Origin of the sequence: Ruminococcus sp. SR1/5, from assembly GCF_000209835.1 — a bacterium.
Lineage (GTDB): Bacteria > Bacillota > Clostridia > Lachnospirales > Lachnospiraceae > Blautia_A > Blautia_A fusiformis.
On record NC_021014.1, the window covers coordinates 2813489 to 2825152 of the forward strand.

At 35.0% G+C, this 11664-nt stretch carries 16 protein-coding genes and 1 pseudogene; 8 read left to right on the top strand and 9 right to left on the bottom strand.

The genetic code is table 11. The features are described 5' to 3' along the window. Position 1 precedes the first annotated feature (1 nt). Positions 2 to 787, bottom strand: a complete 786-nt coding sequence (locus tag CK1_RS14045) for a hypothetical protein (RefSeq protein ID WP_055151549.1) — start codon at positions 785 to 787, stop codon at positions 2 to 4. Positions 788 to 886: 99 nt separating this feature from the next. After that, on the bottom strand, positions 887 to 1525 hold the full coding sequence (locus CK1_RS14050) for a single-stranded DNA-binding protein (protein ID WP_015526835.1): 639 nt from the start codon (positions 1523 to 1525) through the stop codon (positions 887 to 889). A 442-nt stretch (positions 1526 to 1967) separates the two neighbouring features. Between CK1_RS14050 and CK1_RS14055 the strand changes: the two genes are divergently transcribed. Further along, positions 1968 to 2153 carry a flagellar export protein FliJ gene (locus CK1_RS14055; RefSeq protein ID WP_306288941.1) on the top strand — a complete coding sequence of 62 codons (186 nt, stop codon included), beginning with the start codon at positions 1968 to 1970 and terminating at the stop codon, positions 2151 to 2153. A gap of 441 nt (positions 2154 to 2594) precedes the next feature. Here CK1_RS14055 and CK1_RS18475 read toward each other — a convergent pair whose 3' ends face one another. Beyond that, positions 2595 to 2792 (bottom strand): winged helix-turn-helix domain-containing protein, encoded by a 198-nt coding sequence (locus CK1_RS18475; protein WP_353611257.1) that lies wholly within the window; start codon positions 2790 to 2792, stop codon positions 2595 to 2597. 129 nt (positions 2793 to 2921) lie between these two features. Beyond that, positions 2922 to 3256 (bottom strand): annotated as a pseudogene (locus CK1_RS14065) (response regulator); the annotation flags it as partial. A gap of 164 nt (positions 3257 to 3420) precedes the next feature. Here CK1_RS14065 and CK1_RS14070 point away from each other — a divergent pair. The 7 genes from CK1_RS14070 to CK1_RS14100 all read left to right on the top strand — a co-directional run bounded on the left by CK1_RS14070 (position 3421) and on the right by CK1_RS14100 (position 9180). Next, positions 3421 to 4350 (top strand): ABC transporter ATP-binding protein, encoded by a 930-nt coding sequence (locus CK1_RS14070; RefSeq protein WP_015526838.1) that lies wholly within the window; start codon positions 3421 to 3423, stop codon positions 4348 to 4350. Positions 4351 to 4604: 254 nt separating this feature from the next. Further along, positions 4605 to 5144 carry an ABC transporter permease subunit gene (locus tag CK1_RS14075; RefSeq protein WP_015526839.1) on the top strand — a complete coding sequence of 180 codons (540 nt, stop codon included), beginning with the start codon at positions 4605 to 4607 and terminating at the stop codon, positions 5142 to 5144. A gap of 455 nt (positions 5145 to 5599) precedes the next feature. Next, a complete protein-coding gene (locus CK1_RS14080) occupies positions 5600 to 6673 on the top strand; it encodes a radical SAM/SPASM domain-containing protein (RefSeq protein ID WP_015526841.1) in 1074 nt (357 codons plus the stop codon). Positions 6674 to 7509: 836 nt separating this feature from the next. Further along, complete coding sequence (locus CK1_RS14085) at positions 7510 to 7764, top strand: hypothetical protein (RefSeq protein ID WP_306288942.1); 255 nt, start codon at positions 7510 to 7512, stop codon at positions 7762 to 7764. Next, on the top strand, positions 7761 to 8288 hold the full coding sequence (locus CK1_RS14090; RefSeq protein WP_306288943.1) for an ATP-binding cassette domain-containing protein: 528 nt from the start codon (positions 7761 to 7763) through the stop codon (positions 8286 to 8288). Before CK1_RS14085 ends, CK1_RS14090 begins: the two co-directional genes overlap by 4 nt. 13 nt (positions 8289 to 8301) lie before the next feature. Beyond that, a complete protein-coding gene (locus CK1_RS14095; RefSeq protein ID WP_306288944.1) occupies positions 8302 to 8625 on the top strand; it encodes a histidine kinase dimerization/phospho-acceptor domain-containing protein in 324 nt (107 codons plus the stop codon). Positions 8626 to 8655: 30 nt separating this feature from the next. Beyond that, positions 8656 to 9180 carry a sensor histidine kinase gene (locus CK1_RS14100; RefSeq protein WP_306288945.1) on the top strand — a complete coding sequence of 175 codons (525 nt, stop codon included), beginning with the start codon at positions 8656 to 8658 and terminating at the stop codon, positions 9178 to 9180. 277 nt (positions 9181 to 9457) lie between these two features. On the opposite strand, the gene CK1_RS14105 is transcribed toward CK1_RS14100, so the two are convergent. From CK1_RS14105 to CK1_RS14125, 5 genes are all read right to left on the bottom strand, one after another. After that, on the bottom strand, positions 9458 to 9898 hold the full coding sequence (locus CK1_RS14105; protein ID WP_015526845.1) for a hypothetical protein: 441 nt from the start codon (positions 9896 to 9898) through the stop codon (positions 9458 to 9460). Positions 9899 to 9911: 13 nt separating this feature from the next. Then, positions 9912 to 10220 (bottom strand): hypothetical protein, encoded by a 309-nt coding sequence (locus tag CK1_RS14110; protein WP_270628849.1) that lies wholly within the window; start codon positions 10218 to 10220, stop codon positions 9912 to 9914. A 143-nt stretch (positions 10221 to 10363) separates the two neighbouring features. Next, the gene (locus CK1_RS14115; protein WP_015526846.1) at positions 10364 to 10597 is read right to left on the bottom strand and encodes a hypothetical protein; all 234 of its coding nucleotides are present in this window, start codon (positions 10595 to 10597) and stop codon (positions 10364 to 10366) included. 13 nt (positions 10598 to 10610) lie between these two features. Then, complete coding sequence (locus CK1_RS14120; protein WP_353611174.1) at positions 10611 to 11102, bottom strand: sigma-70 family RNA polymerase sigma factor; 492 nt, start codon at positions 11100 to 11102, stop codon at positions 10611 to 10613. Between the two features lie 91 nt (positions 11103 to 11193). Continuing rightward, a complete protein-coding gene (locus CK1_RS14125; RefSeq protein WP_004223692.1) occupies positions 11194 to 11604 on the bottom strand; it encodes a zinc-finger-containing protein in 411 nt (136 codons plus the stop codon). Positions 11605 to 11664: the final 60 nt, after the last annotated feature.

Here is an 11664-nt window from a genome sequence, read left to right on the forward strand (position 1 = left end):
TTTATTCTTTTATCCAGGATAATTCTAGTGCCTGGTCCTTTTCTTTTGCGGTCAATTCATCTTTTTGGAAGATGGAAATGAGAATATCCCAATAGTTTCGTGGCGGGAAATAATCAAAACAATCCTTGATTTCCGCTGTATCACCATTTTGGATGTAAATTTGCCCGTTTTCATTAATATAGAGTTTATGGTGTCCTTTCGCATGGAGCTGTCCGATAAGGTTCTCCAGTTTTTTCTTGCCAATTAAGGAATACCAGGATTCCGGATCAGCAAAAGGAACATCGTCCTCATCGGTAACTGTGACAGTCTTTTTGAGGCTGGCAATGGTCAGCATTTGAAGTTCCAGATATCCGTATTGGTTCATACGTGCTTCCGCAAAGTTGTAGTCCTCCGTATGAAAGGTTCTCAGACGTATGGGATTTCCGCAAAGAAGCTGCTTCATGGATGGCGGCTTCTGGAATTCCCATGTTGCATTTGGAAATGCAGCCTGTAGTTTGTCGGTAATCTGATAGCTGATTTGTCTCCAAAGCAATTCTTCTGTTTCGGAAACTGGCTCAGATGATTTCAAAGAAGACCAAGGGCTTGTTTTGCCCTGGTTCTTGAGTAGGTTTAGAGTCAGTTTATAGATTTTAGGAAGAAGTGTGGAAAGAAATAGCAGCAGGATGCCAAGGATTCCGATACTTGCGACTGCATTACGATTTCCATTTCCTGGTATGAATATAGTTGCAATTAACAAAATTATTGTGAGCATACTTAGAACTTTAAGAAATTTCTTTTGTGTATTCACTTCATTTCCTCCATGTTTGTTTCAATAGAAAAAGGAATTGCAGCAGACCAGTAGATACTGGAAAGTCGCAATTCCTTCATTTTAGGGATCTTTGATAATTTACGGGAATGGAAGCTGCTGTGGTGGTGTATTTTCCGGAATATTGGTAAATCCATCACCAGATACATTGCCAGCCGTAAATCCCTGTGGTGCATAAGCCGATCCCCCTGCCGGAGCATAAGACATCTGTTGTGCGGCCTGTGGCATCATATTGTTATTGACTGGCATTGCGCCAGTAGGCACGGTACCGGAAGGATTCATTCCCGGGTTTCCATTATAAGTAGCACCGTTTGCTGGTACTGGTGGAACATTTGGATTTCCGACCATTGGATTCCCCGGTACAGGTGTTGCTGCATTGGTATCATTACGATTCGCAGGTAAGAACTGCCAGTCCTTTACCATAATTTGCGGCGTGATAGCTGCTTGACCTGCATTATTGCCTTTCTGGTGAATATACGGATGGAGTTCTAAATCTCCGTAGACCATGAGACACGTTGATTTTTTGACACCGGCTTTTATCAGTCGATCTGCAAGAAACTTGTTGCAGTAACACTGATAGAAGATGGGTTCTTCCTTTCCGCTTTGACCTCTCTGGTTGGTAGCAAGCCCCAGACTGATGTATTCAGTTCCGGAATTCTTTGCTTGTTGCATAACCGGATCGGCAGTTACCCTTCCTGTTACAATGATAATAGATGACATAAAAATTCTCCTTTCTGCCCTTTGGGCGATAAAATAGTGATAAATAAAAAAAGTGCCATTATAGCACCGTATAAAACGGCATTATAATGACACGATTTTCCAACTTAAACTGCATGTGTACTGGAGATAGTATCCAGACACCCTATAAAGGGATAACACAAAACTTAAATACAATATCATAGTAACACAAGATATAGCGAAGGTCAATGATAAAATACCATATATAGTATTTTGCGATTCGAAATAATAATTTTTGTGTCAAAATGCTTGGAAGTGTAGTATTTTATGAGGATAATCCCAAATAGATATAAAATTTTCATAAAACACTACTACCTTTTCAGAGTAGATAAAATGTGGTAGAATGAGGAAAATTATTAGGAGGATGCATTATGGCAAGACGAAAAAACTGGAAAACACATCTTTGGAAGAGCAACTGGAGTATGTGGAACAGGAGATTCGTACAAAAGAGTCCGATTTAAAGGAACTGCGTCATAAAGCAAAAGAGATTCAAAAAGAGATAGAAGAGAAGCAGAAAGATGAGCTGTTTAAGGCTTTGGTAGCATCTGGGAAAACCATTGATGAGGTTATGAGATTTATAAAGGCAACAGGAGAAGATAAAATCGAATAAAAAAAATGAAAGATGCCGTTGTGGGGGAGTGAATCTGCAACGGTGTTTTTTATGGTCAGCTGAAATACAAATGATTTTCATAGACCACAATCACCGTTACCTTGGAAAGGAATATGTAGTGGTTCGAAGTTGTGTCTTTGCATTTGTAATTCGTAGATTTAATATATACTGCGTGGAAGTTAAGCCATTGTAGTGTCTAAAACTACGGATAACTCAGATGGTGCTTGGACGTATGTGATAGTTAATGAAGTGTTTGTGCCTGAAAAAATTGTTGAGGGTATACCTAGTTGTTTGAAAGTATGAAAAAAGTGAATAGGGTAAAAATACCGTTACAGATTAATCTTTGTAATGGTATTTTTTGCGTGAATTTATTCTAACGGTGTAATTTATAACCTATTCCCCATACAGTATCGATATAAGGGGCTTGGTTTCCTATATGCTCTAGTTTTTTCTTAGTTTGCTTATATGGACATTGAGAGTATTATCATCTGAAATATAATCTTTTCCCCAAATAAGTTGATATAAAGATTCCTTTGTAAAAGTCTGTTTTGGATGTTTGATTAGTAGCTGTAAGAGGTTATATTCGGTAGTAGTCAGAGTAAGCTCTGTGTTATTTACAAGTACTTTGTGATCATCCACATTTATGCGAATATCTTTAAAGGAATATTCCGTTTGGGGACTTTCGCTGCAACGGCGCAAAACACTTTCTATTCGTGCGAGAACTTCTTCATGATAAAAAGGTTTAGTTATATAATCATCTGCACCGGATCGGAGAAGGTTTATACGAGTCTCAGGCTGATTTTTGGCAGATATAACAATAACTGGAATAGAATTGTTGTGTTTTTTAGGTGAAATAGTATTTTTTCACCAGGCAAATCGGGAAGCATCAAATCTAATAACATTAAATCATATTTTTTAGAGGAAAGAGCTTCAATTGCTTCTATCCCATTGTGATATGCTGAAACATTGTAATGGTTTCTTTTTAATAATTCTGTAAAAATAAAGCAAATTTCTTTATCATCTTCTACTAATAATATATCAATCATAATAAACTCCTTTGGTAATAGGTATGGTAAAAATACTAACATGATTTGTAATTTCATACAAGTTACTGTTTTAAATAATTTGAAGGTTTCATAGGCGAGTGGGAAAATATAAAGATAAATTTATAATTTTATGGAAATTTAAGAACTGATTTAAGAGAAATGTTAGAATTAGACATTATCATTATCATTATAGGATTTAAGAAACGAGGGAAGTGATTAGAATGAAAGAACCCGAAAAAATATTGGAAGCAAAAGATATTTGTAAAGCATACGGAAAAAATATGGTACTTAATCAGGTAAATCTTACGATAAAAGCGGGCGAGATATATGGACTGGTTGGAGAAAATGGTGCAGGAAAAAGTAGCCTGATGAAAGTTATTACAGGACTAACAAAGCCGACTTCAGGTGAGATAAGTTTATTTGGTAAAAAAAATCTTGAAGATGAAAGAAATAAGATAGGATGTTTAATTGAAAATCCAGCTTTGTATATGGACATGACAGCACGCCAAAATTTGGAAATCCAGCGTACTCAACGAGGAATTCCAGGAAAAAGTAGTATTGATGAAGTTCTGGAAATAATGGATTTAAAGGACGCTGGAAATAAAAGAGTGAAGGCTTTTTCTTTAGGGATGAAACAGCGATTAGGAATTGCAATTGCATTGCTTGGTCGCCCACAGTTGCTAATTTTAGATGAACCAATAAATGGCTTAGATCCAACCAAAATTAAATATGTGCGAGAAGTCTTAAAGAATATGAATGAAGAAGATGGTACAACGATACTTATATCCAGTCATATTTTGCCAGAGTTACATCAACTTGCAACTGTATATGGATTTATACATCATGGAAAAATGTTACAACAGATTACAGATAAAGAATTAGATGAGAAATGTCGTCGTCATGTTCATATCGAAGTAGACAATGTGGAAAAGGCTAGTTGTATTTTAGATGAGAGGTATCCAGAAAGTCAAATAAAAGTTTATTTAAGAAATGTGATTAAGGTATTTGGTTATAATAAAAATATTTCTGATATAACAAAAGAATTAGTATATGGAGGAGTTGGTGTAGAAAAAATAGGATATGAAGGAGAAGACTTAGAAGAGTATTACACAAATCTATTATCGGAGGTGAAATCGAATGAGACAGCTTAAAGCAGAGTACTATAAAATGAAATATTCGCGAGCCTCGAAGTGGGTTTTAGTATTTATGGCATTTATTTTTTTATACCGTTCGTTGTGGGAAATGATACATTGTTTATGACTTTTGGTGATTATAGAAATATAGATAGCATTGGTTGGATTTGCTACATAGACGACATGAATAATGTAAAAGCTGCAGAAATCGCAAGATTTGCATTATCAATTAATTTTTTTCTTGGATTGGATTAATTGTCTATATTACGACAATGGTATCTGCAGAATTTCATCAAGGAACAATAAGAGCTTCTGTCGTATATGGGATAAATCGAACCAAATTATTTTTAAGTAAATTACTGGTGATAAATGTTCACTTTTTTATTCTCTATTATATTGTGGAAACTGCATTAGGCTTAGGATTAGCATGGAAGTATGGTTTTCATTATAAAGGTGAGGAATTTTTGATTTTTATCGGAATGGTTACCTTAAATATGATAGCTATGATTGGAATGGAAGCTGTGGCGGTTTTGATTACGGTTTTAGTAAAGAATACAGGAATTGTGGCAGCTTTATCATGTGTATATTTCTTTGCAGGTGCGATTACTTATCCTATGGTATATGAGGATTTTCAAAATCAATCAGTGCTTCTTAAAGCATTTTGTGTTATGAACCCGACCACTTATATGTATAATATTTGTGGATATCGGATGACAAATGGGATTGTTGTTGGAACTATTATGTATGGTATGGGTGCGTGCCTGGTGGGGATAGTTTTAATGCATTTTGCATTGAAACGTCAAGAACTTTAATTTGTGTTTCAAGTAGCTCTTACTACTTTGAAATAAATAAATATTTTACAGGAGGATATTGCAATGAAGTGGATTAACAAAGCATCAGAGGACAAAAGTACAAGAATCTGCTGGGTTTACAATGATAAAGGTTGTGGATCTAAAAAGGCTACATGTGTAATTCGTTACTAAAGATATTTGTAGTCAGTAAAGGAAAATGTGCTCAGCAATATGCTGGGCACATTTTCATTATTGCAAAGAACACTGTGAAAACAAGAGATTAAGAAAAGAGGATATAATAATGAAATTATCAAGATACAATATAGAGAAAAAGAAGATAAAAGTTGTTTGATTTACAATACGGTCACATCTGCAATACTGGAATTAGATACTGATTATGAAAAATCATATTATGAAATGAAAGAAGGGAAAAATGTTCAAAGCCTGATTTAGAGTCAGCATTATTAGAGGGTGGTATGCTAGTTGAAGATGATAAAGATGAATTTGCAGAATTGCTTATAAGAAATAAAATAGAAAGGTTTGCGGATTCAAATCTTACATTAACTATTGCCCCAACTATGGCATGTAATTTTTGTTGTCCCTATTGCTATGAAAAAGGGAGAGAATATATTACTATGTCTGAGACTGTTCAGGATCAATTAACATCGCAGCTCAAAGAAAAATATCAGCATATACATGAATTAACGGTATCTTGGTATGGAGGGGAGCCATTATTGGCAATTGAAACTATTGAAAAATTAACCAAAAAGATAAAGTCTGTTTTGCCACTTGGTTGCAAATATAATGCGGATATGGTCACAAATGGTTATAAATTGACTAGAAGAGTAGCTGAAAAATTAAAAGACATGGACATCCACTATATTCAAGTTACTTTAGATGGTTCAAAACAAGCCCATGATAGTAGAAGGATTCTCCATAATCATCAGCCTACCTTCGAACATATATTGGACAATATAAGAGAATGTGCGGATATTTTGAATATTTCGATAAGAATTAATGTTGACAAGACAAATATAAACGAAGCAACAGAAATATTTGATTGGCTAGAAAGATATGGTTTAAAAGGTAGAGTTGGTTATTATTTAGCACCAGTAGATGATATTAATGGAGTATGTAATAATCATATATGTATGGAACGACCACAGTACGCAAAAGAAGAGATTGCGTTTTATAAAGAAGGGATTAAGAGAGGCTTTATGTACCAAGGTGTTAAGCCGAGCAATTATGGTGTATGTGGAGCAATTAGCTTAAATTCATTTGTGATAGGTCCAGATGGAGCGTTGTATAAATGTTGGAATGATATTGGATATAGTGAACGAAGTATCGGTAATTTGGAAAAAGGAATCAAACTTACAAATAAATTTGTAGAATGGCTTTCCTATGATGTCGTAAAGGATCAAGAATGTAAAGATTGTTCATTTTTTCCAGTATGTTATGGTGGGTGTGCTGCTTATAAAAATAAGATTTGTTCTTCAGTAAAATGGAATGCAGAAGAGATGTTGGAGCTGATGAAAGAAATGGCTCAATGAAATAGCAGGGAGAATTGGAATGATAAAATTTTGCAGTAAATATGTTTTTCAATATAAAATAGAATATGGGATATATTTTTTGTTGGGTATTATACTGTGCGGGTTAAATACATTTATACCGGCTGCTATGGGACAATTTATTAATATGTTTAATGTGGAAACAACATATTCAGCAATGTTAAAATTCATATTTTTATTACTGTTATTGTATGTTGGTAAGGAAATTGTCTGCTATGTCAATAAAATACTTTATATAAGGATACAGACTAATGCAGCATTTTCATTAAATTTCGAAATTGTAAATCATTTAAAAAAGTTTCGCCACTCGTAATTGGCAGAACTGATTTATCGTACTTATCTCAAAGGATAAACAATGATGCGAATGATGTACTTATTTTTTCATCAGCTCCTTGACTGAATTGATATTTTCAGTTTTTTCAGCGGGTATAATCTTATTTATGATTTGGAAAATGGATTCGATTGCTTTTATAGTTACAATGTTTTTATTAGCACTTTATTTTTTTATATATATTGGCTTCAAAAAGCGTATTTATAATTGCAGTTATGGAATGAAAGAGGAGAAATCCAATTTCTTCTCCAGACTGCAGGAACAATTAGAAAAAATAGAGTTTATAAAAATACATAGTATGGATTCATTTTTTAAATAGGTTAGTAGCATCATATCAAAAATTATATCGATCTATATTTAAACAACAAGCGACTATCCAGGCATTTGCAAATCTTGAAGGGATTGTAGGGGCAATATCTGTATGCATTTTACTTTGGATTGGAGGAAAAAGATACTTACTGGAGATATGCAAATAGGATATTTCTATATGATTTCAGTATATTTTAATATGATTTTGGAATATGGAAAAGAAATAGTGGCATACGGTCAAGAATACCAAGAGGCTTATGTATCCTTTGAACGTATAAAATCTATTTTAGAAATTAAGGAGCAGTCTAAGGGGTGTATAAGACTTAATGAAATCAAACAAATTAGAATTCAGGATTTGAATTTTGCATATGACCAGAAAGAAACCATAAAAAGTTTTTCTACAAACTTAAAAAGGGGAAAGTTTATGGATTGAAAGGAGAAAACGGATGTGGGAAAAGTACACTTATTAAAATTTTAATGGGTATGTATGTAGATGAATATCAAGGGAATATAATATGGAACGATACAGAAATGAGAAATTTAGATATGGATTATATAAGAGAACATGTAATCAGTGTAACAGAACAGGAGCCGACTTTAATAGCAGATACAATATATAATAATATTGCTTTATATCGAAAGCTTGATGTAAAATGTATACAGAGAGCCGTTGATTGCTTTGGTGATAGTATTTTGAAAAGAGATAATTGGGATTTGCAAATTAATGAAAAGTCAAGTAATATTTCCGGTGGAGAAAAGCAAAAAATTGCAATTATTCGCCAAGTAGTGCAAGACGGTCAGGTAATGATTTTTGATGAGCCTACCTCAGCTATGGATGAGAGTGGAAAAAAACAATTTTTACAGTTGATCGATCAAATTAAAAATCATAAAATAATTATTATTGTTTCACATGATAATGCAATCTTGAATACATGTGATGAGATTCTAATATTATAAGGAGATATGAAGTTTGCTAGTTGTCTTTTTAATAACAGGAGTGTTTATATTATTAGGCATATTATACATTTTTCATCTGAAGAGGGAAATTAGAAGAATTATAGAATGGATAGAACATAATGAGCATATCTACTCGGTCAATGTATTGGATAAAGATATTGAGAACCTTGCACTTAGTATCAACAAGCGAATTAAAGAAGATGAACGAAAAGAACATCAGCTAAAAAAACAGGATAAAAATTTTAAAAAGATGGTAGCAAATTTATCACACGATTTACGTACTCCATTAACTGTTATTATTGGTTACTTGCAGTTAATTAGATTAGAAAAAATGTGAATGAACCTGTTAATAGCTATATAGAACATATTGAAAAAAGGCGGATTATTTAAAAAATTAGTAGACGATTTATATTTATTGTTTTGGAGTGAAGCAATAGAGAGCGAAGTTGATATGAAATCAGTCAATATTACAGAGGTAGTCACTTCTTTGTTAAAGGAATATATTCAAAATTCAAAACGTGCCTCAGAACAATTAGATATTAGACTGCCACATGGAAACATTTGGATACTTGCTCAAGAGAAAATATTAATTAGAATTTTATGTAATTTAATAGATAATGCTTTAAAGTATAGTACTGGTGATATAATGTTTTACATGTGGGGAGAATCCGAGTATTGTCATATACAAATAAGCAATCCTTCTGATTATATTAGTGATGAAGAATTAAAATCTATATTTGATTTGTTTTACACAAAAGATGAAGCAAGGATAAAAAGCAGTGGTATCGGATTGTATGCTACTAGAAAGCTAGTAATACAAATAAGTGGTGATATTCAAGTGAATTATGAAGCGGGAATTTTCACTGTCAGTATAAAGTTGCCCTTAATATGAAAAAATTGGTCACAGTAGAAAAATAAAAGATATTGTTACTGCATTTTGAAACCCTGAAAGTGAAAGCACTGTCCATTTTTTGAAGAGTCTTCTGGAATACAATAGATTATTATTCCCTGCGATTGCTGTTATGCTGTCATCCTTGAGACAGAATACGTGGTAGTTCGGAGTGGTTTTTGTCATTTCACTGGGACGGCAGAAGGAAAACTTATAAAGCATAATAGAAGTGGGTATGTGAAAGTGGCATATCCACTTCTATTGTATTTAGAGAAGAAATCTAAGAGTTCTTCGGGGAAACATCTTCATTTAGGGATAATTCCTCATACGCAAGTAAATCCGGAGTAACCTTTTCTTCACCCGAAAGGTTTGCTACATTCCTAAAATATAGGCGATAATAATGTCCAGATAAAAGGCGGATATTTTTATCGAATGTAAAGTGATATTCTTTCTGGTCAGTGGACCGGAAAATAATTTTCTGTTTCTTGGTAAGTGGGCTGACTTCACGTTTTGTACAGGTTCCAGTTAATTCGGTATAGTCATGTATCTTGATGGTATGCAGCAGACTCACAATTCGTATGGCAGTTCCAACACCGATGCAAAGACTCATAAGGAGAAATATCTGGTCGTCTGTTATAAATCCGTAAATACATCCAAATAAGACACAGAAAAAGCCGATTGCCCCATGGACAATCAGCTTATTAAGAAATGGTTTTGGCATAATTTGCTCCTTCCTATAATTTTTCAAATGCAATCTGTTTATTGAGGTACAAATTACTGATGGCTTCCAGTACAGGATAACCGGCATGGGTGAATTGGATATCCTGTGCCAGGGTACGGAATGTTGCATCCGAGGTTTCATAGAGCTGCGTCAAAAGCTGCTCTGTATTTTGTGGATGGATGCCTTGTTCTACACAGGTTACAAGCTCTGCCGTAGAAATCTGTACTTTTTTTGCTATTTGGAGTACCGTGTCCTCTATAGCAGTCCGTGCCGGCTTTTTTAGATAATGGATCAGTTCCTTTGTGTGCAGTTTTTTCTTCATGCAGAGATAGATGCAGGTAAAAAGCCGTACTGAAAAACTGTCCTGCAATGGGCTGATATAAAGTTCTCCTAAGAGGCGGTACAGGGCATCCACACCAGTTAAACCATCCCCTTTTACAACCAGTCCTCGAAGCAGCAGCCGATTCAGGTAAGGTTCAATGGGGATATTTTCCGAACGGTGATGTTTTTCAAGCGTTCGGAAAAAGCAGACTGCAATTCATGGATCTGTCGGATTTGAAATGCGAGGCTGCTCCACAGAAAGAATTCTTCTTCTGTCAGTCCGTATTCCTGCCGGTTATTGATAACAGTCGGTGTTTTATGTTCCTTTATGGAATCCTGGAATCGTAGGATTCCGACTGCAGTATAAAGTGTCAGCATAATCGTTCTCCCTTCAAGATAAAAGAGTATATAATTTGGTATCCTGCTGTAAGTATTTCCGGGCTTTGCTTTGCCATGCCCGGACATGATTCATTGGGACACCATAATGTTTGGAAATTTCTTGGTTGGTATATCCTTTTTGCTGCAGGAGCAGGGCATGTATTCCTTTTCTTAGTGTATTGCAGCTTCTCGCTTCTAAGGACTGCAGGTGCTTATAAATGGGTTCCTGGTTCATACATTGTTCCTGCCATAGTTCGGTTTTTTGGTCTACAAGCAGGGGTTCCATGTCAAATTCGGAAGATGCATACATGGAACAGGTGTATTTTCGTTCTTTTTGCAGTTTTCTCCAATAACTGTAAATGGCATTTCGTATGGCAACTTTGGCGTAAACTGCAAAGGGACGGGTGTTGTCATAGTTCATGGCGGCTTTGCATAAAGCTAAGTTTCCGGCTTGCAGAAGGTCTTGCTGCTCATCGTATGAGACATAAGCACAACGGGAAGTCAATTTTTTACCATTTCAGGTACCAAATATAAGTACTCCTCTGTCAATCGGCGTTCATCATCTGTCATCGGGATGATCATACATATCCCCCCTTTCAACCAATGGCCCTGAGAGGGATATGGTTATTCTCCAGAATCTTCATGGATTCCAGAATTAGTTGATCACACATATAAGTGCTAAATTCTCCGATGTGTGCTTCCTTGGCAGTCAGACAGAATTTATCAGCAATCCAGCGGTAAGCCTCCGATTTCGTAAAGATGTGGTTTAGCCATATCTGGTCAAATACCCGGTGTGCTTGGATCCTTTTTTGCCGAAGCTCTTTGTTTGCCAGTTTTCCTTTGGCATTGGTAGTGCCAGGATGAACTCCTACATAAGAATTACACTGTGGGAAGTGACTGCACACATAGAGTTTTCCATCTTTCGCTTTATTTCCATATACATAGGACGCATCCCTTAAAATTGCGATGCTGCCGCAGTATGGGCAGCGGATTTGTTTCTGTTTCATAAAGATTCACCTCGCTTACGTGTTTTATACGTATATTGTAAGAAAGCAGGTGATGAATTC

Excerpts from the sequence above, each read along its gene's own strand:
- CK1_RS14050 (WP_015526835.1), bottom strand. The coding sequence starts at position 1,525 with ATGTCATCTATTATCATTGTAACAGGAAGGGTAACTGCCGATCCGGTT.
- CK1_RS14070 (WP_015526838.1), top strand. The coding sequence starts at position 3,421 with ATGAAAGAACCCGAAAAAATATTGGAAGCAAAAGATATTTGTAAAGCA.
- CK1_RS14075 (WP_015526839.1), top strand. The coding sequence starts at position 4,605 with ATGGTATCTGCAGAATTTCATCAAGGAACAATAAGAGCTTCTGTCGTA.
- CK1_RS14080 (WP_015526841.1), top strand. The coding sequence starts at position 5,600 with ATGCTAGTTGAAGATGATAAAGATGAATTTGCAGAATTGCTTATAAGA.
- CK1_RS14085 (WP_306288942.1), top strand. The coding sequence starts at position 7,510 with ATGATTTCAGTATATTTTAATATGATTTTGGAATATGGAAAAGAAATA.
- CK1_RS14105 (WP_015526845.1), bottom strand. The coding sequence starts at position 9,898 with ATGCCAAAACCATTTCTTAATAAGCTGATTGTCCATGGGGCAATCGGC.
- CK1_RS14110 (WP_270628849.1), bottom strand. The coding sequence starts at position 10,220 with ATGAAGAAAAAACTGCACACAAAGGAACTGATCCATTATCTAAAAAAG.
- CK1_RS14115 (WP_015526846.1), bottom strand. The coding sequence starts at position 10,597 with ATGCTGACACTTTATACTGCAGTCGGAATCCTACGATTCCAGGATTCC.
- CK1_RS14125 (WP_004223692.1), bottom strand. The coding sequence starts at position 11,604 with ATGAAACAGAAACAAATCCGCTGCCCATACTGCGGCAGCATCGCAATT.